The sequence below is a fragment of the Glycomyces dulcitolivorans genome (genome assembly GCF_003265355.1).
In the GTDB taxonomy this organism is placed as follows: domain Bacteria; phylum Actinomycetota; class Actinomycetes; order Mycobacteriales; family Micromonosporaceae; genus Glycomyces; species Glycomyces dulcitolivorans.
The window spans coordinates 44,515-67,373 of record NZ_QFRW01000091.1 but is presented as its reverse complement, the minus strand read 5'-3'; the positions used below and the strand labels follow the sequence as shown (position 1 = coordinate 67,373).

Here is a 22,859-nt window from a genome sequence, read left to right as displayed (position 1 = left end):
ATGCCCCGCCCGGGCACGCTCCCGCACCTGGTCGACCTCCGCGCGCACCCGGGCGACCGGCCCGCCCTCATCGAGGGCCGCACCGGCCGCGTCCACACCTATGCCCAACTGGCCCAAGCGGTCGAGGACTGCGCGGCCCGGCTCACCGCGGCGGGACTGCGACCGGGTGACCTCGTCGCCCTCGCCGCCGATGAGGCCGCGGCGTTCATCGCGGGCTACCACGGCACGCTCCAAGCCGGGGGCGTCGTCCAACCGCTGGACCCGCGAGCCGCGACCGAGCCGACTGCACAGTGGATGATCACCGACGAGGGCCTCGCCCGCACCGGCGCCGGTGCGGGCAAGGGCCCGGCCCCGGCCGCGGTCGTGGCCGCCTCCAGCGGCACGACCGGCGCCAGCAGGCATGTCGTCCTCACCCACGCCAACCTCACGGCCAACCTCGAACAGATCCACGAAGTCCACCAACTGAACAGCGACGACACCGTCCTGGCGGTCACGCCCCTGCGCCACATCTACGGCATGCAGATGGCCATGAACCACGCCCTCATGACCGGCGCGGCCCTGCTGACCGTCCCCACCCCGCTCGACCTCGACGTCCTTTTGGGACTGGCCCGCGAGCACCGGGCCACGGTCGCTTACCTCGTGCCCGCGGTGATCGCCCGGCTCGCCGAACGCACCGGCCCCGCGGCGCCGCTGCCGCACCTGCGCGCCGTCGTCAGCGGCGGCGCCCCGCTCACCGCCCCCGAGGCCCGCGCGTTCACCGCCCGCTGGGGCGTCCCGGTCCTTCAGGGCTACGGCTCGACCGAGGCCGGCTGTGCCCTCTTCGTCCCCGACAATGCCCCCGACGCCCCGCCCGGAACGGTCGGCCGCCCCCTCCCCGGCACCGAGGTGCGCCTCGCGCCCGACGGCGAACTGCTCGTGCGCGGCCCCCAGATCGCCGCCGCCCACCTCGACGGCAGCCCCGTGACCGACGAACACGGCTGGTGGCACTCGGGCGACCTCGCCCGAATCGACAACGGCTGGTACGCGATCAGCGGGAGGACCAAGGACATGATCAAGTACAAAGGACACCAGGTCGCGCCGCAGCGCCTCGAACAGCTCCTGCTCGCCCACCGGGCCGTCGCCGACGCCGCGGTCGTCGGCGTCCCCGACCCCCTCGACGGCGAACTCCCCAAGGCCTTCGTCGTCCTCCACCGACCGCACCCGCTCTCCGACCTCCTCGACCACGTCGCCGACGCCGTCCCGCCGCAGCAGCGCCTGCGCCTGATCGAAGCCGTGGAACAACTGCCGCGCAACGGCATGGGCAAGCTCCAGCGCACCGAACTCACCGACCGCCACCGCATCGACGGCCGATCGGTCGTCCTGACCGGCGCCGGCACCGGACTCGGCCGCGTCTACGCCCTCGCCCTCGCCGAACGCGGCGCCCGCCTGGTCCTCATCGGACGCCGCAAGGACGCCCTCGACGCGGTCGCCGCCGACATCCGCGACCAGGGCGGCACCGCCATCACCGTCCCGGCCGACGTCACCGACCCGGGTGCGATGGACGAGGCCGCCCGCCGCGCGGCCGCCGAATTCGGCGGCGTCGACCTCCTCGTCAACAACGCCGGCATCGCCGGACCCCATGGGCCCGTCTGGGAGACCGACGACGACGCCTGGTGGCGGGCCATGGAGACCAACCTCCACGGCACCGTCCGCGCCTGCCGCGCCGTCCTCCCGCACATGATCGCCCGCCGCCGCGGCCGCGTGGTCAACATCGTCAGCCACGCGGGCCTCGCCACTTGGCCGAACGCCAGCGCCTACTCCGTCTCCAAAGCGGCCGTGATCAAGTTCGGCGAGAACCTCGCCGCCGAGACCCGCCGCCACGGCGTCACCGTCCTCAACTACCACCCGGGCCTCCTCGACGTCGGGCTCACCCGCGAGCACCGCCTCAGCCCGCACTCGGGCAACGAGTGGAGCGACCGCCTCGGCGACTGGGTCAGGCGCGAGCACGCGAACGGCCGCTTCGACTCGGTCGACCGCTCGGTCCATCAACTGCTCCGCCTCGCCGCCGGCACCGCCGACTCGCTCACCGGCACCTACATCGCCGTCGGCGACGACATCGAGGACCGCCACCGCGAAGCGCTGCGCGCCAAGGAGATCGAACTCGACGGCAACTGGACGGAGGGATGACCGGCGGCCGATGCCACCGGACCTCCTCCGTCCTCGACGACGTCTTCGTCCAGTACGAGCGGTTCTGCGGGACGAGCGTGGCGATCGGCCTGCTGGCCCGCTTCCACGGCGCGCCGCCGACGCTGGAGCGGCTGCGGGACCACCTGCGCGCCCGGCTGGGCGGCACGCCGGAACTGCGGTGGACGTTCGCCGAATCCGAATCCGGCTGGCGCCGTTCGCGCTGGCGAGAATCGTCCGCAGTGGACTGGGCGGCGGCGGTCCGGGACCTTCCGGTCGCGGAGGGGACCGGTGAGGCGGGTCTGCGGGCGGCGGTAGAGCGGGCCTGCGAGGAGCATCTCGACCCGGCGCACCGGCCATGGCGGTGCCTGCTCGTCCGCGGCTTCGCCGACGGCGAATGGGCGCTCCTGCTCCAGGTTCACCATGCGCTGACCGGCGCCGTCGGACTGGTCGAACTGCTCCGCCGCGCCCTGGGGCGGGCGCCGGTCCGAGCGGCGCCGCCGGTCCCGCGCTCACCGGCGTCGCGGCTCCGGGCATGGGCGACACTGCTTCGCGACGGACCCGGGTTCCTCGCCCATGCGCGCCGCACCGCGGCGACGGCCCCGCCCGTGCCCGAGAGCGGCCGGCGGATCACCTGGCAGTCCCTCGACACCGATCACCTGCGTCTGCTCGCGCGCCGGCACGGCGCCACCGTCAACGACGTCGTCCTGGCACTCGCACCCGAACACCTTGCGGCGCTGCCGCTCACGGTGCGCCCGCGCCGCTGGCGGGCGCTCGTCCCCGTCGACTGCCGCGATCGGGCGGCCCCGGTCGGGCTCGGCAACCACCTGTCGCTGATGCGCATCGTCCTGCCGTGCGCGGGAGACGACCGGGGCGACCGCATCGCCGCCGTCGCGGCCGCGACGGCCCGCGCCAAGCAGGGGCCCGCCGTCCGGGCCGTCCGGGCGGCCGTGGAGGTCCTCCCGCCCCGGCTGTACCGGTCCTGCTTCGGCCAGGTCCTGGCCCCCGGCTACGCCGACCTGTTCATCAGCAACTGGGGCGCCGTCGAAGCCCTCGCCTACCAGGGCGAGCCCGTCCGCGAACTCGTCCCGCTCATGTGGCGGCCGAGAGACCACCGCCTCTCGACCGCCTTCCTCACCTACGGCGGCCGCACCTGCTTCAGCCGCACCGTCGCCGCCTACGAGACGGGCCCGGTCGTCCCCGGCGGCTGAGCCCGTTCAGTCGATGCCGGGGTCGTCCATGACCTGGGTCTGCGCGAAGGCATCGGCGTACGCCGGGTCGCCCATGCGCCGCATGACCTCCTCGGGCTCCGGCGCCTCGACGCGCTGCTGGAGCCACCAGAGGTTGCCGAGCGGGTCGCGCAGGCGGGCGATGCGGTCGCCCCAGGCCTGGACGTCGGTGACGGGGGTGACGAGGGTGGCGCCCGCGTCGAGGGCGCGGGCGAGGACGGCCTCGGCGTCGTCGACCCACAGCCGCATCATGGCCGGGGTGTCGGTGGTGAACGGGGAGTCGAAGGCCATGACGATCGCGTTCCCGATCCGGGCCTCGGCGTGCCCGATCAAGCCCGGCTTCGGGCCGGGCACGCGGCCGAGCTCCTCGGCGCCGAAGGCGGCCTTGAGGAAGTCGAGCAGTGCGGCGGTGTCCTTGGTGACGATCCAGGGCGTGACGGAGGTGTATCCCTCGGGGATCGGGTCGAGCGTCGCGGTCATGGCGGTCTCCTTCGGTAGGTCGGTCCTAATATCCGCCAGTTTAGCAGAACGGAATAATATGTTCCCTTAGGATGGCCGGCATTCCGATGGCCTCGCCCTCGTTCGACGAGCGCCGCGAGGGTCGTTCATACTCGGTGTTCAGAACGGCTGAGCGATTGTTCGGCGAGGTTGAACATCGAGGGAGAGTTTTCCGTGGAGCGCCAGGAGATCGAGACGTTTCTCGTGCTCTGCGAGGAGCTGCACTTCGGCCGCACCGCCAAGCGCCTCCGCGTCTCCCCGGCCCGCGTGACCCAGCTCATCCAGAAGATCGAGCGCCGCATCGGCGCGCCCCTGTTCGAGCGGAGCACGCGCGGCGTGACGCTCACCGACCTGGGCCGCCGGTTCCAGCGCGACCTGGCCCCCGCGCACGAGGCCGTCGAAGAGGTCGTCCAGCGCACCATCCAGGCGGCCAAGGGGATCAGCGGCGTCCTGCGGCTGGGCTTCCTCGGGGCCGCGAACGGGCACCAGCTGGTCGAGCTCGCCCGCCGGTTCGAGGCGCGCCGCCCCGGCATCGCCGCGCGCCTCGTCCTGGAGTCCGAGGTCGGCGACCACATGCGGCCGCTGCGCGAGGACCGCGCCGACGTCCTCGTCGTGCCCCTGCCCGTCCGCGAGGACGGCATCGTCGTCGGGCCGGTGGTCCTGCGCGAGCCGCTCTTGATGGCCGTCCCCGAGGACCACCCGATCGCGCGGCGCGGCCGCGCCACCCTCGAAGACCTCGCCGACAACCCGGTCGTCGTCGCGGCGGGCGACCCCGAGGACTACTGGATCGACACCTTCGTGCCGCCGCGGACCCCTTCGGGGCACCCGATCGAACGCACCCACCTTGTCGAGAGCCTCCAGGCGGGCATCCTCCTGGTCGTGTCCGGGAAGGGCATCGGCCCGATCCTCGCCCAGTTCGCCCAGTACAACCAGCGCCCCGGCATCGCGTACGTGCCGCTCCAGGACGGCCCGGTCGTCGAGTCGGCGCTGGTCTGGTCCGCCGCCCGCGAGACCGAACTCATCCGCGACTTCGCCCGGCTCGCCGAGGCCAACGGCCCGGTCGCACTCGACTGGCCGCCGACCGCCGTGTAGCGCACCCCGGCGCGCCGGTATGGCGTGATCGCGAAACAGTCCTTGAACCTCGGTGAACGCCATGTGCCGCCTGCCAGCGGCTTCACCGGCGCTGAACGGTGTGTTCAGCGCTTCGCCATTGCCGCCGCCTCCCGATGGAATTCACAGTGGATTCCGCAGGCCCGCATTCCGCGAGCCTGCGTCCACCGCAATCACGAAATCCATGAGGAGCCACCTTGGGCACGGGCAGAACCGATGCGGGACCGCGAAAGTCGGTCCCGGTCGTCGTCATCACCTTGCTGTGCGCCGCCAGCGTGCTGGTCTTCGGCGTCTGGGCCTTCTTCGCGCCCGTCAGCTTCGTCGAATACGTCAACTACGCGCCCTACAACGAGCACCTGACGCACGACGCCGGCGCCTTCCAGATCGGCATCGGCTTCGGCCTGATCGCCGCCCTGGTCTGGAACGACGCCCTGGGCGCGGCGCTGGTCGGCTTCGTCGCCGGCAGCGGCCTGCACACCTGGTCGCACTTCACCGACCGGCACCTGGGCGGGCACGGCACGGACGTGCCGCTGCTGGGCGCCACCACCCTGCTGGGCATTATCGCGCTCGTCCTGCTGACGCGGAGGAAGGCATGAGAGTCCTCCTGGCCGGCGCCAGCGGCGCCGTTGGAACCCCGATCGTCAAGGCGCTCATCAAGTCCGGGCACGAGGTCGTGGCCCTGACCCGCCGCCCCGGCGGCGCCCCCGCGGGCACCACCGAGCTGGTGGGCGACGCGCTCGACCGCGACGGGCTGCTCGCGGCCGTGCGCGGACTGGAGGCCGACGCGGTCATGCACCAGCTCACCGCCTTGAAGAAGGCCCCGATGCGCCACCGGGACCTGGCCGCGACCGACCGCCTGCGCACCGAGGGCACCGCGAACCTCCTCGCCGCCGCCCGCGCCGTGGGCGCCCGCCGCTTCGTCACCCAGTCGAACCTCTTCGGGTACGGCTACGGCGATCTCGGCCCGCGCGTCCACACCGAGAAGGACGTGTTCGGGCAGGGCGGGTACGGGCGCTTCGACCCGCACATCGCCGCGCTGCGGTCCACCGAGCAGCAGGCGTTCGCCGCCGAGGGCATCGACGGGATCGCCCTGCGGTACGGCGCCTTCTACGGCGCCCCAGGCGATCCGGTCATCGAGATGCTCAAGGGGCGGAAGCTCCCGGCCCTGAAGGGCGGCCCGATCTCATTCATCCACGTCGAGGACGCCGCCGCCGCGACCGTCGCCGCCCTCGAACACGGCCGCGACGGTGAGGCGTACAACGTCGTCGACGACGAGCCCTCCCCGTGGCGCGACTTCTTCCACTGCGCCGCCGCGCATGTCGGCGCCCCGGCGCCGATGTCCCTGCCCGGCTGGACGGTCCGGCCGATCCCGCTGCTCCACGCGATCATGACCGGCTCCTACCGCCTGTCGAACGCCAAGGCCAAGAGCGAACTCGGCTGGGCCCCTTCGCTGCCGACGTACCGCGAAGGCATCGCCGCGATGTGAGCCGGACGGCCCGCGTCCTAGAACCAACCCCGAACCCCGGAACGAACGGACACTGAAATGAAGCACCGCATCCTGATTCTCGGCGCCGGTTACACCGGCATGATGGCCGCGACCGGCATCGCCCTGCGCAACAAGACCTCCCAGGTGACCCTGGTCAACCCGACCGACCTCTTCAACGAGCGGCTGCGCCAGCACCAGGCCGCGGTCGGCCAGGACCTGGGCGCCCACTCCATCCCCGACCTCGTGGCCCCCGCCGGGGTGGCGTTCGTCAAGGGCCGCGCCGCCCGGATCGACGCCGAACAGCGCCTGGTGGTCCTTGAGAGCGGCCGCGAACTCGCCTACGACGTCCTGGTCTACGCCCTGGGCTCGGCGACCCCGCGGGTCGCCAACGCCTTCACCATCGACGACCCGGCCTTCGCCGAAACGCTGCGCGCCAACGCCGAAGGCGTCCTGACCGTCTGCGGCGCGGGCCTGACCGGCATCGAGGCGGCAGCCGAAGCCGCCGAGGCCTACCCCGGGATGCAGGTCCGCCTCCTCAACCGGGGCGAGCCCGCGGGCATGATGGGCCCGAAGGCCCGCGCCTACCTGCGCCGGTCGCTCTACCGGCTCCGTGTGGAAGTCCGCACCGGCGTCACGGTCGCCCGCGTGCTGGAGGGGGCGGTGGAACTCGAAGGCGGTGAACTCGTCCCGACCGATGTGACGCTGTGGACCACCGGCGTCGCCTACAACCCGCTCGCCGCAGAAGCCGGGATCGCCGTCGACGCGCACGGGCGCGTCGAGGTCGACGCGACCCTCCGGTCCATCTCGCACCCCGAGGTGTTCGCGATCGGCGACGCCGCCGCGATCCGCCAGGGCTACGGGGTCATCCACGGCACCTGCCAGTCGGGCATCCCCTCGGCGGCCCACACCGCCGAATCGGTCACCAGGGTCCTGCAGGGCAAGGCCCCCAAGCCGTTCCGCTTCGGCTACATCCACCAACCGGTCTCACTGGGCCGCAAGGACGCGGTCATCCAGTTCACCAACCCCGACGACACCCCCAGCCGCTGGTACCTCACAGGCCGCGCCGCCGTCGCCTACAAGGAAGCCGTCTCCTCCAGCCCGCTGAAGTTCTACCGGTCGAAAACCGCGATCCCGGCCCGCATGACCGGCCGCACCGGCGGCCGCCACAACCGCCTCGACAATGCGCCGGCGCCGACCGTCAGGACCCTCGCCTCACACTGATCCGCCAGGTCGCGAGGTCCGACGGACCTCGCGACCCGCGAGTGCGTCAGCTCGGCCAGGACTCCGGGTACCGCTTGGCGAGCTTGTGGTGCTGGCGGCGCAGGTCGCGGCGCTCGGCGCCCGTGAGGTGATCCTCCATGACGATGCCGTTCAGGTGGTCGGTCTCGTGCTGGAGGCAGCGGCCGACGACGCCGGTGCCCTTGACCTTGATCGGCTGCCCGAACTGGTCCTGCCCGTGGCAGATCGCGAAGTCGGGGCGCGAGACGGGCAGGTACGCGCCCGGCAGCGACAGGCAGCCCTCCATCAGGTCCTCGTCCACCGGGGCGGCCGCGAGTTCGATGCGCGGGTTGCACACCAGGCCCTGGTGGCGCCGGCCCCAGGCGTCGTGGCAGTCGTAGACGAACACCGCCAGGTCCACCCCGACCTGCGGCGCGGCCAGCCCCGCGCCCTCGGCGGCGGCCATGGTCGCGAACATGTCGCACAGCAGGTTCCACAGCTCGGGCCCGAACTCGGTCACCGGCTCGCTCGGCCGGTGCAGCACCGGCGTCCCCCACCTGGTGATCGGCCGCGCGGTCCCTGACGCGATCAGCTCTTCCAACGGCATGTCCAGCCACCCCTTCTCGTCGAAGCCCGATTCTATTTCGGGACCGGCTAGCCGCGCACCTTCCGGGTGAGCACCCCGATCACGATCGCCCCGACGCACAGCGCCACCAGCCCGACGAACGCGGCCACGCCCGTCCAGCCGACCGCGTTCAGGCTGCCGTTGACCAGGTCCGCGAACACCAGGCCGAGCTCATGCGTGCGCGGCGCGTAGCCTGCGTCGGCGGTGCCGAACCACCCGTAGAGCCCCGCCGCGTTCAGACCCGCCCCGGCCGCCGCCGGGTACGACAGCAGGTGGACGGCCTGCCTGGCCGACTCCTCGCCCGCCCGGAGCCCCGCCAGGCGCTTCCCGCCCACGACCATCAGCCACACCGCCGCCGCCATCGGCAGCAGCACCGGGAGGGACAGGAGCGCCCACGTCCCGAACGACATGTCCCACTGGTTCCCGATGTCGGGCTCGTTCATGTCGTGCGCGGTCGAGAGCGCGAAGTGCACGGTCGCGAGGACCACCACGACCGGCGCGGCGATGATCGAGCCGCGCAGCACGCGGGCGGCGGCGCCGAGCCGGTCCGTGGTGACTTCGAGTGCGGTTTCCGTTGCAGCCATTCGTATACGGCCTCTCTAGTCGGTTCTGGTCAGGCGCGACTAGGACGCGGCGGCCGCCGCATTCGGTTGCACGGGAGCCGGTGTCAGAGGTCCGTCAGCTTCTCCATGTATTCGGGGTAGCGGGCGCCGAGGACGGTGATCTTGGCGCTGGCGTCTTCGATGGCGGCCAGGTCGTCTTCGGTGAGGTCGATGTCGGCGGCACCGAGGTTCTCGGCGAGGCGCTCGGGCCTGCGGGTGCCGGGGATCGGGGCGATCCAGGGCTGCTGCGCGAGAAGCCAGGCGAGGGCGATCTGCGCGGGGGTCGCGTCCTTCTGCGCCGCGATCGTCACCAGAAGGTCGACCACGGCCTGGTTGGCGGCGCGGGCCTCGGCGGCGAAGCGCGGCATGTCGTTGCGGAAGTCGTCCTCGGCGAACACGGTGTCGGCGGTGATCGCGCCGGTCAGGAAGCCCCGGCCGAGCGGGCTGAAGGGGACCAGGCCGATGCCCAGCTCCGCCAAGGTGTCCAGGACCTCTTCCTCGGGGCGGCGCCACCACAGCGAGTACTCGGACTGGAGTGCGGCGACGGGCTGCACGGCGTGGGCGCGACGGATGGTCGCGGCCCCCGCTTCGGAGAGTCCGAAGTGGAGGACCTTGCCTTCGACGATGAGCTCCTTGACCGCTCCGGCGACGTCCTCGATCGGGACGTCGGGGTCGACGCGGTGCTGGTAGTACAGGTCGATCCGGTCGGTTCCAAGCCTCCGGAGCGAGTCCTCGACGACCTCGCGGATGTGCTCGGGGCGAGAGTCGAGACCGTTCTGCTGGCCCTCGGGCTTGATGTCGAACCCGAACTTGGTGGCGATGACGACCTGGTCCCGCACCGGCGCGAGCGCCTCGCCCACCAGCTCCTCGTTCACGTACGGGCCGTACACCTCGGCGGTGTCGAAGAGCGTGACGCCCTGGTCGACGGCCGAGCGGATGAGCGCTATGTGGTCGTCGCGGGTGCTGTCCGAAGGCCCATAGGCCTGGCTCATGCCCATGCAGCCCAAGCCGATCGCCGAGACGGTCAGGCCGTCTCCGAGTTGACGCTGTTCCATGTCCGCCCTTTCGATTCGCTTGACGGGTCCAGCATCCCCGACCCTGGGCGCCCCGGCCAGAGCTGGGAGGGGTACCGGCATCCCCTCCCTGACGATCGCACCGGTCAGGCCCCGACCAGCGCCTCGACCTCCTTGACCTGGTCGGCGGTGAGCGGGCCCTTCTCCAGCGCGCCCGCGTTGTCTTCGAGCTGCGCGACCGTGCGGCAGCCGGGGATCGGGACCGTGCTGCCGCTGACGCCCCACAGCCAGCCCAGGGCGCCCTGCGCGAGCGTGCGGCCGCCGCTGGTGAGGATCTCGCGGACCGCCTCGATCCGGGCGAGGTGCTCCGGCGACGGGCGACCGTCCTTCCCGAACAGCGTCATCCACTCCACGCCCGAACCGCGGACGTCCCCGGCACCGACCTGCGTGTCAGCCGTGTACTTGCCGGTCAGCAGCCCCATGGCGAGCGGGCCGCGGTTGATGGAGGCCAGGCCGTAGCGCTCGCACACCTCCAGGATCTCCCGGCGCGAACCGTGGACGACCGAGAAGTCGTGCTGGATCGCGGCGCAGTGCGCACCGTCCCGGCCCCAGGCCTCGGCACGGTCGGGCAGGTCGGTGCTCCAGCCGTAGGCGCGGATCTTGCCCTCGGCGACCAGCTCCTCCAGGACGCCGAGCAGCTCGGCCGCGCGCTCGACCGCGACGTCGCCGATGTGCAGCTGGTACAGGTCGATGTAGTCGGTCCCGAGCCGTTCGAGGGAGGCCGTGACCGCTTGGCGCACATAGGCGGCCGTGTCGTTCCCGCCGACCGCGTACTTGGTGTCCTCCTCGAACGTCCAGCCCCACTTGGTGGCGATCACGACCCGCTCGCGCCGACCCTTGACGGCCCGGCCCAGGACGCGCTCACTGTGGCCCGCACCGTAGACGTCGGCGGTGTCGAAGAAGTCGACGCCGAGGTCGAGGGCACGGTGAATGGTCCGCGTCGACTCGTCATCGTCGACCTCGCCCCACCCGCTGGGCCCGCTGTCGTTGTGGAAGGGACCGCCGATGGCCCAGCAGCCCATGCCGATCCCGCTGACTTCGATTCCGCTGTTTCCGAGGCTTCGTCGCATCATGTGGACGACGCTAGGCCCTGGAGTGCACTCCAACGCAAACCCCCAGCTCAGACCCGGTCCTCAAACCTCATGCAACCTCCGGGAGCCCTCATTCCGTAGAAACGGCGACGGCGACGCTATGAAAGGCCATGCATGACCCCCGAATCCGAGATCGAGTTCTGCGAGTACGTGGAGGACAGCCGCGATGCCCTGCTCCGGACGGCGTTCCTCACCTGCGGCGACTGGCACCGCGCCGAAGACGCCGTCCAGACTTCGCTGATCAAGCTGTACGGCGCCTGGAACCGGACCCGCCGCGAGACCGTCGACGCGTACACGCGCCGCATCCTCGCCAACGCCCTGATCGACCAGACCCGCCGCGGCTGGTTCCGCCGCGAACGCTCCTACGCCGACCCGCCCGAACTGGCCGGCGACGGGATCGCCGAGGACGGCCGCGCCGAAGCCGCCGCGATCCTCGCCCGGCTCCCGCTGCGCCAGCGGGCCACCCTCGTCCTGCGGTTCTGGGAGGACCGGTCGGTCGAGGAGACCGCCCGCATCCTGCGCTGCACCACCGGAACCGTCAAGAGCAACACCTCGCGCGGCCTCCAGACGCTGCGCGAGCACTACGCGGCGTCGAGCCTCGCCGGCCAAGGGAGCAAGTGATGAACGAGCACGAAGTCCAGAACCTCCTCACCGAGGCCGCCGCCGGCCCGGTCGACGTCGCCAAAGTGGACCCCATGACCATCCTCCGCGCCGGCCGCCGCCGCGTCGCCCGCCGCAGAAAGGCCGCCGCCGCCATCGCCGGCGGCGCGGCCGCACTCCTCGCAGTGACTGCGGCCGTAGGCATCCCGCTCGCCCTCGGCGACCAGGACCAGACCGCCCCGGGCGGCGCCGCCCCCGACGACCTCCCGACCGCCCCGGTCGACGAGGACTTCCTCGCCCAGTGGACCCGCGCCGACGGCGCCGACTGCCCGCTCCCCGACGACCAGACCGACGAGCAGCAGCGCATCGCCGCCGCCAACAACGCGGTCCTGTTCGATGCGCTCGCGGACCTCGACGCCGAGCCCAGGGGCACCTGCCTCACGACCCGGCCGGACTACGACGGGTTCTACTACTCCGACGACCAGACCGCCTACATGACCGAGGAGGCCGTGTTCTTCGGCGGCGACCCCGCGGACTGGGCGTACATGGTGGCGGGCTTCTGGGAGACCGGCGGCGTCGACTACGAAGCGATCATGTGGGAAGAGGAGTGCACCTACCCCGACACCGTGACCTGCACCTGGGACGACACCGAAGCGGGGAGGGTCCTGCTGATCGAAGGCGTCCGCAACGACTTCCTCAACCCCGACACCGAGGCGGACGGCTCGGCCCCGTTCCCGGTCGTGTCCGCGTTCCTGTTCCGCGAGGACGTCGCCGTCCAGTTCGACTTCGCCCTCCACTTCGAATCCGACCGGACCGGCCCGACCGTCGACCAGATCGTCGACCTCATCACTGCCCTCCCCCTGAACCAGGACGCCCCTGAAGTCGAGCCCCCCGCCGCGACCGACCTCGCCGCCGACCTGGCCGCCGCCATCGCCACCGAACTCCCCGGCGCCGTGGTCGACACGGCCTCGGCCGACCTTGTCCGCCTCAGCCCCGACATCGCCACCTACGGCGGGCCCGTCTACGGCACCGAGGCGACCCACATGCTGTTCGTCCTCGCCGAACTCGAATCCGGCGAGACCGTCCGCTTCTTCCTCCAGGCCGAACGGGTCGAAGACGCAGTGGACGCCGCCGAGGTGCCCGCCGAGACCGCCGCCCAGTGCCCGTCCGCTGAATGCGAGATCACCACGGACGATTCAGGGAGCGTTTCGGTGCACCGCACCATCGACGGCGACCGCCCGAGCCTGACCGCGTTCGCCTCCCCCGCCGGCGACGGCTGGGCGATCGGCGTCGGCGTCGAACCGGCCGACGGCACCGAAGCCCCGCCCGTGGACCTCGCAACGCTCGACGCGATCCTCGACGCCATCCGCTGACCGGTTCCGGTTCAGGGCGCGGCGGACTCGCCGCGCCCTGAACCGGCGAGCGCATCGATCCGTGCGCGGACCGCGGCGGCGTCAGGATGGCCGAGTTCGTCGAGAATGGACACGGCCAGCCCCCATGCGGTCCGCGCCGCCTCGGCGTGGCCGGCGGCGAGGTGGGCCTCGCCGAGGTTTTCCAGCGCCGAGGCGGTGAACTTCCGCTCGCCGAGATCGGCGCCGATCGCGACCGCGCGGCGGAAGTGGTCGACCGCCCGAACGTGCTCGCCGAGCTGCGTTTCGATGGCGCCCAGACTGTCGAGCACGTTCGCCTCGCCCAGTCTGTCGCGGATCCCGACCGCCAGGTCCAGGGCGGCGAGGCAGCGCTCGCGGGCCTGCCGGAAGTCGCCTAGCCGGGCGTGGCAGAACCCGATGTTGTTGAGCGCCCGTACCTGTCCGGCGGTGTTCCCGGTGCGGGAGTAGAGCTCCAGACCCAGGGTCGAGTGTTCGAGGGTGGAGGCGTAGTCCCCGGCGGCGGCGTCCAGGACGCAGAGCATCAGACGGGTGTCCGCCTCTCCGTTGCCGTCCCGGGCGGCGGTGAAGCACTCCAGCGCCAGCTTCAGGTTCGCCCGGGCCTCGGCCTTGTCGCCGTAGTGGGACTGGACGATGCCGAGTCCGAGGTGCGCCGAGGCCATGCCGTGGACGTCCTGGGCGCGGTGGGCGGCGTGCACGGCGACCTCGTGGACCCGCATCCGTTCGGCCGCGGCGTTGCGCAGGCGCAGATGGGATTCCAGGCTGCGCGCCAGCCGCCAGGCGTAGGCGTCGAACCGCTGCGCGTACGCCGCGTTGACCGCGCCGAGCAGCACCTCGCGCTCGGCATCGAACCATGCCGCGGCCTGGTCGTGCCGCTCCCCGTCGATGGCGACCTGACCGGTGTTGAACGGCGTCAGCACTGCCGCCGCCGCTTCGGCGGACCGGAGCAGCCAGTCGAACAGGCGCTCCGACGCGTCTCGGCACGCCTCCTCGCCGTCCTCCTCCGCGGCCAGCTCGGCGGCGTACGCGGTCAGCAGGTCGTGGACGCGGAACCGCCTGGGCCTGAACTCGGCCGCGAGCCCCATGCGGACCAGTTCGCCCAAGGTCCCGCGGGCCTCGTCCGGAGGTTCCCCGACGAGGGCCGCCGCCGCACAGCCGGTGAAGTCCGGTCCCCAGTGGAGTCCAAGCAGTCGGAACATCCTTGCCGCCCTGGGACTCAGGGCGCGGTACGAGCAGTCGAAGGCCGAGCGCAGGTCCAGTCCGGTGTCGGTGAGCGCGAATCCGTCGAGCGGAGCGGGCTGCGCCTCCAGCTCGTCCGCCAGCGCCGCCAGAGGGAAGTCCGGGAGGCCGACCGCCCTGGCCGCGACGACCGCCAGCGCCAGCGGCAGTCGCGCGCACCGGTCGACGATGCGCGACACCGCGTCCCGGTCCGCGTCGGTCCGGTGCGTCCCGATCCTCCCTGCCAGCAGGTCCCGGGCCTCACCGCTGCCGAGGACGTCGAGTCCGACCAGGTGGGCGCCGTGCGTCACGGCGAGTCCGGACAGCCGGGTCCTGCCGGTGACCAGGACGCAGCAGGTGCCCGAACCGGGCAGGAGGGGGCGGACCTGGTCCTCGTCGCGGGCGTTGTCGAGCACGACCAGGATCCGCCGGTCGGCCATGAGGCTGCGGTACAGCGCCGCCCGGTCCTCGGTGCGCACGGGAGTCTGCACCGGCGGAACCCCAAGGGCCTCAAGGAAACCGCCGAGCGCCTCGCCGGGGTCGAGCGCGTGTCCGGCCGGGTCGAAGCCGCGCAGGTCGGCCCACAGGTGCCCGTCGGGGTACCGGTCGGCGGTGCGGTGGGCCCAGCGGACGGCCAGGGTCGTCTTGCCCGATCCGGGGATGCCGGTGACGACCGCGACGGGGTTCCCGGCGGCGGCGTCGAGGTGCGCCAGGGCCTCCTCGCGGCCGGTGAAGCCGACGAGGTCGCCGGGGAGCTGGCGCGGCACCGGCCGGTCGAACGGCAGAGTATCCTCTTGGGACTGTTCGAGTAGGCGGCGGTGCTCCTGCTGGAGTCCGGGACCGGGCTCGACCCCGAGCTCGTCGACCAGGCGCCGCCGGGTCGACCGGAACAGCTCCAGCGCCTCGCCGGTGCGTCCTGACGCGCCGAGCGCCGCCATCAGCAGCTGCACGGGACGCTCGCGCACCGGATGGCCGGCGACGAGCGCGGACAGCTCCGGGACCACCTCCCGCGCTTTGCCCGCGTCGATGTCCAGCGCGATCCGGTCCTCAAGCGCCGCGAGCCGCTCCTCATCCAGGCCCGCGCGCAGCGACTCGCGCCATTCGTCCCCGGCGATGTCGGCCACCGCCGGACCGGTCCACAACTTCAGCGCCTCGTTGAGGAGTCCGGCTCGTACCGGCCCCTCCTCGCTGCGGGCCCGGGTGACGAGACCGCGGAAGCGGTACAGGTCGACTCGGGCGGGATCGCAGTCCAGCCGCCAGCCCTGGCCGACCGTCGCGACCGCCACCGCCGGATCCCCGGCCACGAGTCGGCGCAGCCGGGTCACGTAGACGCGCACGGTGTTCATTGCGGACACGGGCGGCTCGGCCGGCCACAGCGCCGCGATCAAACGATCGGCGGGAACCACCCGGCCCAGGTCGAGCAGCAGCAGTGCGAGCACGCACCGCAGCTGCGGGGTGGTGGGGCCGTCGGTCCGACCGCCGCGGACGACCTCTACGGGCCCGAGCACCCGAAACTCGATGCGCGGGAAGGTGATCGCTCCTGCTGCCGGTCGTCTGTCCATTTGCCGCCAGCCTAGAACACGGTGGGGGACCGGTAAATCGCCGGTTAACGCCCCGTCAAACAAGGGCCGTGACACTGGACGGACCGCACGACCGACCAGTCATCCGAGGAGAATCCGAGATGAAGCTTCGCCGCGCCCTGGTGGGCGCCCTGGTGGCCCTGATGGCCGCCGCCGGGAGCCTGGCCATCGCGTCACCCGCGCAGGCCATCCCGTCCGTATGCACGAACAACTACTACGCCAACGGCCGCACCGTGTACGCGGACAACGAGAACAACGGCGGTGGCGCCTTCGTCCACGCCAACATCTGCTGGGACCCCGATGGTTTCGGAATGTACGACACCTATGTGGAGTGGACCGTCACGGACACCGCGGCCAACGGCGCGGGAGCGACCATCCGCATGGAATGGCTCGACCCCAACGGCGTGAAGCACTATGACGTCCCGCCGTCGGGCGAGCGCGCCTGGACGGCCTGGGACACCGCCACCGGAAACTGGGACCGGATGAACATCGAGGGCCTGTACATCCGGGCCTGCCTGACGAACACGGACAGCGAGGGCCACCACTGCGGGCCCACGTGGTAGACCGGGCGCCTTCCGGGCCTGTCTGATCGGCACGGGCACTGCAGCGCACCACTGCGGGCCGGAGGAACGGACCGAACGACCGGCGAGCGGGAGCGGCAATGCCGCTCCCGCTCGTCTTCGGCTTGCTCTAACCCTTGGCTCCGCAGTGGTGGCCTTCGCTGTCGGTATTGGTCAGGCAGGCCCGGACGTACAGCTGCTCGATGGAGTTCCGGTCCCAGGTGCCCGTGGCGGATTCGTCGAGGGCCCAGGCGCGCTGGCTGGACGGCGGGACGTCGTACCGCTTCACTCCGCTGGAGTCGAGCCATTCCATGCGGATGGTCGCACCGGCACCGTTGGCCGCCGTGTCCGTGACGCCCCATTCCACATAGGTGTTGTACAGACCGGAGCCGTTGGCCTCGAAGCACACGAAGGCGCTGACGAAGGCGCCGCCGCCGTTGTCGTCGTTGTTCAAGTAGACGTGGCGGCCGTTGTCGTAGCCGAGGGTGTTGCACTTGGGGGGCACGTCCGCCTGGGCGGGAGCGGCGAACGCCAGGCTCCCCGCGAGGGCCAGCATGGCGGCGAGGGCGCCGATGACGGCGCGTCGAAGCTTCATTCTGAGTTCTCCTGTTGCACTGCTCGGGATCAGGGTCGCTCAAGTCTCGACGCCGCCGTTTGACCGCTGATTGATCCGCGTTTAACCCGCTCAGGCTCCGGGGACCTGGGTGCGTCCGATGAGGTCGAGGACGGCGTCGCGGGTGCGGTTCACGGCCGCGGCGACCTCGGTCGCCGCAGCCGCCAGGGCGGCGTCGTCCGGGGCCGTGGCGGGTTCGAGGAGGCGGGCGACGGCGTCGGCGAGGATCGCCTCGGGCTCGCCCGCGGGACGGGGCGCGGCGTCCGGTTCCAGGACCGCGTCGCCGAACCCGGTGAGCATGGCGTGCATGGCGAAGGCCTGGTCGGCCAGGGGCCGGTCGTTGCGGAGCAGCCCGTGCCGGTGGAGGACGGGCATGACCGCCTCGCACAGGGCCGCGGGCATGACGTCGGCGAACAGCTCGCGGGCGCCGGACTGGCGGACGAGCTGGCGCAGCAGGTCGAAGTCGCCGGCGGTGAGCCGGTTGGCCAGGGTGATCCTGCGGCCGGTGCTCACAAGCAGCGGGGCGAGGCGGCTGGGGAGCACCGATGCGGGGTCGGCGTCCAGACGGGCGACGAGCGCCTCCAGCAGCGTCAGCGCCTCCCTGGCGAACAGGCCCACGATGAGGTCCTCTTTGGAGGGCCAGTACAGGTAGACGGTGCCCTTGCCGACCCCGGCGGCCTTGGCGATCTCGGCGACGGTGAGCTTGCGGATGCCGTGGTCGAGCACCAGCTCGCGGGTGCTCTCCAGCACGCGGGCCGCCTTGCGCGAGCGGTGCTCGACCAACTGGCTCATCGTCTCGGGTCCTGTCCTGCGGTGGCGGCGGGTCAGACCGCCGCGATGTCGATCGCCTTGTGCTCCATGCCCGGAGGCTGCGCGCGCCGGCCCAGGACCTTGCCGAGGACCGGCGAGCCCATGAGCTTCATCATCGCGGCGCGCGCGATGAACTCCCTGCGGTCGTGGGGCGTGAACAGTCTACGAGTGGTGAACGCCGACTCCTGCTCGGTCGCGATGAACGGCCGCAGCCGCGCCTCCCACTCCCGCAGCGCGCCCGGCACGTCCCTGTCGTGGCGTTCCAGCATGGTGCCCAGCAGCTCGCCGCCGGCGATGCCGCTGGAGGCGCCCATGCCCGCGTACAGCGTGACGCACCAGGCGGCGTCTCCGACCAGGACGACCCGGCCGTCGTGCCAGCGCGGCATCCGCACCTGGTTGACCGAGTCGAAGAGGTGCTCGTCGGCCTCCTCGAACCGGGTGAGCAGCTCGTCGAGGATCGGGCCGGGCGGCCGGGGGCCGAACGCGGCGCGGATCGACTCGATCGGCGCGCGCCCGAACTCGGCGTCGACGTCGTCCGTGCGGTAGGAGAACAGCAGGCTGGGGGCGTGGTCCTTGAACGGGAACGTCCACGCCGACCGGCCCGGTTCGGCCAGGATCACGCCTTCGGCCGGCCCGAATCCCGTCAGGGGCCGGTCGAGCAGGGTCACGCCGATCATGTAGTTCAGCGGGTGCAGGTGGTCGCCGGGGCCGAAGGCGAGCCGGCGCACGGTCGAGCGCATCCCGTCGGCGCCGACGACCAGGTCGAACCGCTCGGTGGCGGTCGTGCCGGCGGCGGTATCGCGGAGGTCGACCTCGGCGGCGTCCGCGCCCTGCTCGATGCGGGTCGGGACGGTCGAGTACCGGATCTCCACGTCGCCAGGGAGCGCGTCGAACAGCGCCCGCTCGGCGTCGCCGCGCAGCAGCAGCCGCGGCGGGTTCGGGCCGAGGCTCGCCGGGTTCATGCCCGGCGCGCGGCGCCCGGCCCGGTTGACGGAGTAGCTGCGCACGTCGGCGCTGTTGCGGTTCCCGATCGCGTCCAGGACGCCGAGCCGCGCTGCGGAGGCGGCCCCGGTGCCGAACAGCATGATGAAGTACCCGCCCGAACGCCGCGCCGGGGCCCGTTCGACCACGACCGGCTCCCACCCGATCTGCCGCAGCCGCAACGCGGTCGCCATGCCCGCGATCCCGAGTCCGACCACGAGTGCGCGGCGGGGTCTGGCGTGGTGGTCCATGGCGTCTCCCTTGCCGGTGTCGCTGGTGTCGACACGACCATAACACGAACTGACCAAAACGTTCCTATTGGTCAGTTCACGTCGCTGACCAGGACCGGATGTCGGATTCACGACGCCCGCCCCCGCGATTCCGCGAATCGGCGGCACCGCTCCGGCCGCAGGTGAAGGATCGGCGCGGACACCGAACCGCCGAAGGAGCGACCATGCGTTCACATGCAGCCAAAGCCATCACGTCGGCCCTGGTCGGAACCGCGACCGCGCTCGTCTGGGCCGCCGCCCCCGCGCAGGCCGGGCCCGCGCACGAGGAGGGCTATCCGAGCGGAGGCGACATCATCGGATGCGCCGCGGTCGGCCCCATCGACTGCGGGATCGCCCAGGCCAACGCCAGGGACGCGGAGGAGGCCGCCAACGAACTGGTCGCCGACGGCGTCTTCGCGGGCGACTCCCTGCACAACGGGAAGGCCGACGCGTTCCGGCACTGCTTCTGGAACGCGCTCATGGTCCACTACATCGGCCTCGACCAGGCCAAGATCGTCGCCAACCGCCACGAGGCGAATCCGGACCTGCCCCAGGACGAGGTCAACATGGACCTCCACAACAACATGGTCGGCCGCGACATCGGCCTGCAACAGACACACGACCTCGAAGCCCAGGACGAGTGCAAATGGTCGGCCCTGGACGGCCGCCTCATCACCTTGAAATGACCGGACCCGCCCCGGTGCTCCGCCGCCGTCCTCGACCTCGAACGCGCCATGGCCGCCGACTTCGCCGCCTGCGGCCAGGACACCGGCCTGCGCCTCGCCCTCGAAGAGGGCTGGGCCGCAATGCTCGTCGAGGCCTACGAGCCCATCGAAGCCGACATGACCGCCTGGCAGCAGGAGATGCAGGCCCACCTCGACGACGCCCAGGACTACCTCACCGAGTAGCCGCCCGCGCCCACCGGCTCGGCGCAGCCCCAGGCCGAGGCGGGTACTGTGCGGTCGGGCGGCGCCGGCCGCCCTTGAGACGACTTGCCGAGCGGGAGGGGCGCGCATGGGCCGCGGCGGGGAACGGGGCGGTGGCCGGTGACGGGCGGACTGCTGTGGGGGTTGACGGGGCTGGCGCTGCTCGACTCGGTCAATGCCGCGACGATCTGGATCGTCATCGTGATCCTGTTGGGCGCCAAGCGCCCCGCGCCGACCGGGTGGGCGTTCATGCTCGGGGCGGCGGCGTCGTTCCTGGCCTTCGCCTTGTTGTTCTACTTCGGACTGGGGTTCGCCGACTCGGTGCTGGACGGGTTCGCGCTCTGGCTGCGCCGCGTGCTGTTCGCCGGACTGGCGGTCGCCCTGGTGGTCATGGGCGTGCGCAGGCTCAGGCCCCGCGAGCGCAAGGGCTACACGCTCCCGGCGTGGGTGAACGCCCGCAGCGCACTGCCGTTCGGCGTGCTCGCCACGGTCGGCGACCTCCCCAACGCGTTCCCGATGGTCCTGGCCGTCGAGCGCCTCATCGACGCTGATATCGCGGCCCCCGCCGCGGTGGCCGTCCTCGTCGGCTACACCCTCGTCTACGCGCTGCCCGCGGCGCTGATCCTCGCGGCGGGCCTGGCGTTCAACGCGGAACTGCGCGAACAGCTCCAGTCGATGCTGAGCGGCCGCACCACCGGGACGGCCGGACCGAGCCCGAAGGCCGCCGCGGCCTGCTTCGCGGGGGCGGCCGCGAGCCTCGCCGTCCTGTTCCTGTGGGTCGGCTGAGCCGGCGTCTCGTCCGGATCTTCGGCATACTCTTGCTCATCGCGGCCATGGCATTCGTGGGAACCCTCGGATAGCGGCCGCCGCGCGAGAGGGAGGCACCGAATGGGCGCTGCACGGGAGTCGGCACTGCCGCTGGATGCGCGGGAGCGCCTGGAGTTGTGCGACCTGCTGGCCGAGGTCGGGCCCGACGTCCCGACCCTGTGCGAGGGCTGGACGTCGCTCGACCTCGCCGCGCACCTCGTCCTGCGCGAGCACTTCTCCAAGTGGACCGACGAGAAGATGGCGGCCGAGAAGGCCAAGGGCCTGCCCGCCCTGATCGACCGCCTCCGCGCCGGAGCGCCGCTGGTGCCGTGGCGGATTCCGGGGCTGCGCACGCTCATGAACGGCACCGAGTACCTCATCCACCACGAGGACGTCCGCCGCGCCAACGGCCTGGGCCCGCGCACCGACCGCCCCGACCTCGACGCGATCGCCTGGCAGATGAGCCGCCTCTCCGCCTGGTCGGCCGCCCGCAAGATCCGCCCGCACGGCCTGGAACTGCGCACCCCCGGCGGCCTCACCCGCCACTTCGGCCCCGACGGCGGCGCCGTGCTCACCGGCGACCCGGTGGAGCTCCTGCTCTACTTCAGCGGCCGCCGCGACGCCGCCGAAACCGAACTCACCGGAGCTCCTGAAGCCGTGGCCGCCTTCATGAAGGCCCAGACCGGCGCCTGAACGCATCGGCACTGCTTTGGGCCCGGCGACGCCGGGGCTTCCGGCGCTCGCCTCCCGCGCGCCGATCGATGCGGGCGCCGTTCACCGGGTCTGCTGACGTGACGCCTGCCTGCCGCCGTGGTGCATGAGCCTGCGGCGGAGGTGGGCGATGAGGTCGTTGCCGGGGGCGAAGATGTGCCGCTTGAACTTGACGGCGAACTGGTTCTTGCGGACCAGGGGCCGCATGCCCTCCTCCCAGACGGCGAGTGCCGCGGGCAGGTTCCCGGGCTGTCGTTCGATCGCGTCGCCGAGCGCGAGCCCGCCGCACAGGCCGGCGGAGGCGCCCATGCCGGAGTAGAGGGTGAGGCACCAGGCGGCGTCGCCGACCAGGACGGTGCGGCCGGTGTGCCAGGCGGGCATCTCGACGAGGTTGACCGAGTCGAATAGCAGCTCGTCGGCGTCGTCGAGTTCGCGCAGGACGTGCGCGACGGCCTCGGAGTGCCGGATGTCGCCGTAGACCCCGCGCAGGACCTCCTTGGCGGGCCGGGTGAACTGGGCGTCGATGTCCTTGGCCTGGTAGGTGAACAGGGCGGTCGGCGCGCGGTCTTCGAGCGGGAACACCCACAGGGACCGGCCGGTCTCGGCCAGGACGAGGCCGTCGTGCGGCGGGACGTAGGGGACCTGCTCGCGCAGTTGGAACGCGCAGATCATGCGGCTGAGCGGCTTCATGAACCGCTCGTGCGGCCCGAAGACGAGGCCGCGGACGGTCGACCGCATCCCGTCGGCGCCGACGAGCAGGTCGAAGTGCTCGATCCGCTCGGTCCCGGCGGCGTCGTCGCGCAGGGCGACGGCGACCGACTCCGGCCCCTCGTCGACGGCGGTCGGGACCGTCCCGAAGCGGATCGGGATGTCGCCCAAGTGGTCCCAGAGGGCCTGCTCGATGTCGCCGCGCAGCACCGCGTCGGGTTCTCCGGGCCGCTCCAGGAGCCCGAAGCCGCGGCTCCGGTTGCCCTCGCTGTCGATCTCCCAGGTGCGCATCCGCTGCGGTGTGCGGGTGTGGAGGTCGTCGTAGACCCCCAGACGCTGCGCGGCCTCGCGGCCTTCGGGGTAGAGCCCGATGAAGTAGCCGCCGGTCCGGCGTTCGGGCGAGCGCTCGACGATGACCGGGTCCCACCCGATCTGGCGCAGGCGGATGGCGGTGGCCATGCCTGCGATGCCGGCGCCGACGATCAGCGCCCTGCTGCGTTGCGGTTTCATGTCGCCTCCAGTTTTTACGACGGAACGTCGCAATAATATGCGACGGGGCGTCGTAAAAACTAGGGGTATTCGTCCCTTCGGCG

At 72.0% G+C, this 22,859-nt stretch carries 23 protein-coding genes; 13 read left to right on the top strand and 10 right to left on the bottom strand.

The features are described from left to right. Together DI269_RS10765 and DI269_RS10760 are read left to right on the top strand one after the other, a co-directional pair. Entirely contained in the window at window positions 1-2,166 is a 2,166-nt protein-coding gene (locus DI269_RS10765; RefSeq protein ID WP_112135615.1) for an SDR family NAD(P)-dependent oxidoreductase, read from the top strand. Further along, window positions 2,163-3,374, top strand: a complete 1,212-nt coding sequence (locus DI269_RS10760; RefSeq protein WP_112135612.1) for a wax ester/triacylglycerol synthase domain-containing protein — start codon at window positions 2,163-2,165, stop codon at window positions 3,372-3,374. Before DI269_RS10765 ends, DI269_RS10760 begins: the two co-directional genes overlap by 4 nt. 6 nt (window positions 3,375-3,380) lie before the next feature. Here the strand turns inward: DI269_RS10760 and DI269_RS10755 are convergent, their stop codons facing one another. Next, window positions 3,381-3,872: a VOC family protein gene (locus DI269_RS10755; RefSeq protein ID WP_112135609.1), complete on the bottom strand. Its 492-nt coding sequence runs from the start codon at window positions 3,870-3,872 to the stop codon at window positions 3,381-3,383. A gap of 192 nt (window positions 3,873-4,064) precedes the next feature. On the opposite strand from DI269_RS10755, the gene DI269_RS10750 reads away from it, so the two are divergent. From DI269_RS10750 to DI269_RS10735, 4 genes are all read left to right on the top strand, one after another. Next, entirely contained in the window at window positions 4,065-4,982 is a 918-nt protein-coding gene (locus DI269_RS10750) for a LysR family transcriptional regulator (protein WP_157974897.1), read from the top strand. 215 nt (window positions 4,983-5,197) lie between these two features. After that, a complete protein-coding gene (locus tag DI269_RS10745) occupies window positions 5,198-5,596 on the top strand; it encodes a hypothetical protein (RefSeq protein WP_112135605.1) in 399 nt (132 codons plus the stop codon). Next, on the top strand, window positions 5,593-6,486 hold the full coding sequence (locus DI269_RS10740; RefSeq protein ID WP_112135603.1) for an NAD-dependent epimerase/dehydratase family protein: 894 nt from the start codon (window positions 5,593-5,595) through the stop codon (window positions 6,484-6,486). The genes DI269_RS10745 and DI269_RS10740 overlap by 4 nt, the downstream gene beginning before the upstream one ends. A gap of 57 nt (window positions 6,487-6,543) precedes the next feature. Continuing rightward, a complete protein-coding gene (locus DI269_RS10735) occupies window positions 6,544-7,707 on the top strand; it encodes an NAD(P)/FAD-dependent oxidoreductase (protein WP_112135600.1) in 1,164 nt (387 codons plus the stop codon). 46 nt (window positions 7,708-7,753) lie between these two features. On the opposite strand, the gene def is transcribed toward DI269_RS10735, so the two are convergent. The 4 genes from def to DI269_RS10715 all read right to left on the bottom strand — a co-directional run bounded on the left by def (window position 7,754) and on the right by DI269_RS10715 (window position 11,077). Next, on the bottom strand, window positions 7,754-8,311 hold the full coding sequence (def, locus tag DI269_RS10730; protein ID WP_112135597.1) for a peptide deformylase: 558 nt from the start codon (window positions 8,309-8,311) through the stop codon (window positions 7,754-7,756). Window positions 8,312-8,358: 47 nt separating this feature from the next. After that, the gene (locus tag DI269_RS10725) at window positions 8,359-8,913 is read right to left on the bottom strand and encodes a hypothetical protein (protein WP_112135594.1); all 555 of its coding nucleotides are present in this window, start codon (window positions 8,911-8,913) and stop codon (window positions 8,359-8,361) included. An 83-nt stretch (window positions 8,914-8,996) separates the two neighbouring features. Next, on the bottom strand, window positions 8,997-9,986 hold the full coding sequence (locus DI269_RS10720) for an aldo/keto reductase (RefSeq protein ID WP_112135592.1): 990 nt from the start codon (window positions 9,984-9,986) through the stop codon (window positions 8,997-8,999). A gap of 104 nt (window positions 9,987-10,090) precedes the next feature. Further along, complete coding sequence (locus tag DI269_RS10715) at window positions 10,091-11,077, bottom strand: aldo/keto reductase (protein ID WP_112135589.1); 987 nt, start codon at window positions 11,075-11,077, stop codon at window positions 10,091-10,093. Window positions 11,078-11,209: 132 nt separating this feature from the next. Between DI269_RS10715 and DI269_RS10710 the strand changes: the two genes are divergently transcribed. Both DI269_RS10710 and DI269_RS10705 read left to right on the top strand, forming a co-directional pair. Then, window positions 11,210-11,716, top strand: coding sequence for a SigE family RNA polymerase sigma factor (locus tag DI269_RS10710; RefSeq protein ID WP_112135587.1), 507 nt, complete (start codon window positions 11,210-11,212; stop codon window positions 11,714-11,716). Then, on the top strand, window positions 11,716-13,068 hold the full coding sequence (locus DI269_RS10705; protein ID WP_112135584.1) for a hypothetical protein: 1,353 nt from the start codon (window positions 11,716-11,718) through the stop codon (window positions 13,066-13,068). The genes DI269_RS10710 and DI269_RS10705 overlap by 1 nt, the downstream gene beginning before the upstream one ends. An 11-nt stretch (window positions 13,069-13,079) precedes the next feature. Here the strand turns inward: DI269_RS10705 and DI269_RS10700 are convergent, their stop codons facing one another. After that, window positions 13,080-15,863 (bottom strand): AfsR/SARP family transcriptional regulator, encoded by a 2,784-nt coding sequence (locus tag DI269_RS10700; protein ID WP_112135582.1) that lies wholly within the window; start codon window positions 15,861-15,863, stop codon window positions 13,080-13,082. Window positions 15,864-15,982: 119 nt separating this feature from the next. Here DI269_RS10700 and DI269_RS10695 point away from each other — a divergent pair, with 119 nt between their 5' ends. Then, window positions 15,983-16,444 carry a hypothetical protein gene (locus tag DI269_RS10695; RefSeq protein WP_112135580.1) on the top strand — a complete coding sequence of 154 codons (462 nt, stop codon included), beginning with the start codon at window positions 15,983-15,985 and terminating at the stop codon, window positions 16,442-16,444. A 127-nt stretch (window positions 16,445-16,571) separates the two neighbouring features. On the opposite strand, the gene DI269_RS10690 is transcribed toward DI269_RS10695, so the two are convergent. The 3 genes from DI269_RS10690 to DI269_RS10680 all read right to left on the bottom strand — a co-directional run bounded on the left by DI269_RS10690 (window position 16,572) and on the right by DI269_RS10680 (window position 19,096). Continuing rightward, entirely contained in the window at window positions 16,572-17,036 is a 465-nt protein-coding gene (locus DI269_RS10690) for a hypothetical protein (RefSeq protein ID WP_112135577.1), read from the bottom strand. Window positions 17,037-17,126: 90 nt separating this feature from the next. Continuing rightward, window positions 17,127-17,846: a TetR/AcrR family transcriptional regulator gene (locus DI269_RS10685; protein WP_112135575.1), complete on the bottom strand. Its 720-nt coding sequence runs from the start codon at window positions 17,844-17,846 to the stop codon at window positions 17,127-17,129. 32 nt (window positions 17,847-17,878) lie between these two features. Further along, window positions 17,879-19,096: an FAD-dependent monooxygenase gene (locus tag DI269_RS10680; protein ID WP_112135572.1), complete on the bottom strand. Its 1,218-nt coding sequence runs from the start codon at window positions 19,094-19,096 to the stop codon at window positions 17,879-17,881. Between the two features lie 203 nt (window positions 19,097-19,299). Here DI269_RS10680 and DI269_RS10675 point away from each other — a divergent pair, with 203 nt between their 5' ends. The 4 genes from DI269_RS10675 (at window position 19,300) to DI269_RS10665 (ending at window position 21,540) form a co-directional block, all read left to right on the top strand. After that, window positions 19,300-19,800, top strand: coding sequence for a DUF6973 domain-containing protein (locus tag DI269_RS10675; protein WP_112135570.1), 501 nt, complete (start codon window positions 19,300-19,302; stop codon window positions 19,798-19,800). A 48-nt stretch (window positions 19,801-19,848) separates the two neighbouring features. Continuing rightward, window positions 19,849-20,022 (top strand): hypothetical protein, encoded by a 174-nt coding sequence (locus DI269_RS26990; RefSeq protein WP_157974896.1) that lies wholly within the window; start codon window positions 19,849-19,851, stop codon window positions 20,020-20,022. A gap of 138 nt (window positions 20,023-20,160) precedes the next feature. Then, window positions 20,161-20,826, top strand: coding sequence for a GAP family protein (locus DI269_RS10670; RefSeq protein ID WP_157974895.1), 666 nt, complete (start codon window positions 20,161-20,163; stop codon window positions 20,824-20,826). Between the two features lie 102 nt (window positions 20,827-20,928). Next, window positions 20,929-21,540, top strand: a complete 612-nt coding sequence (locus DI269_RS10665; RefSeq protein WP_112135566.1) for a maleylpyruvate isomerase family mycothiol-dependent enzyme — start codon at window positions 20,929-20,931, stop codon at window positions 21,538-21,540. Window positions 21,541-21,621: 81 nt separating this feature from the next. On the opposite strand, the gene DI269_RS10660 is transcribed toward DI269_RS10665, so the two are convergent. Continuing rightward, window positions 21,622-22,776, bottom strand: a complete 1,155-nt coding sequence (locus tag DI269_RS10660) for an FAD-dependent monooxygenase (protein WP_112135563.1) — start codon at window positions 22,774-22,776, stop codon at window positions 21,622-21,624. Window positions 22,777-22,859: the final 83 nt, after the last annotated feature.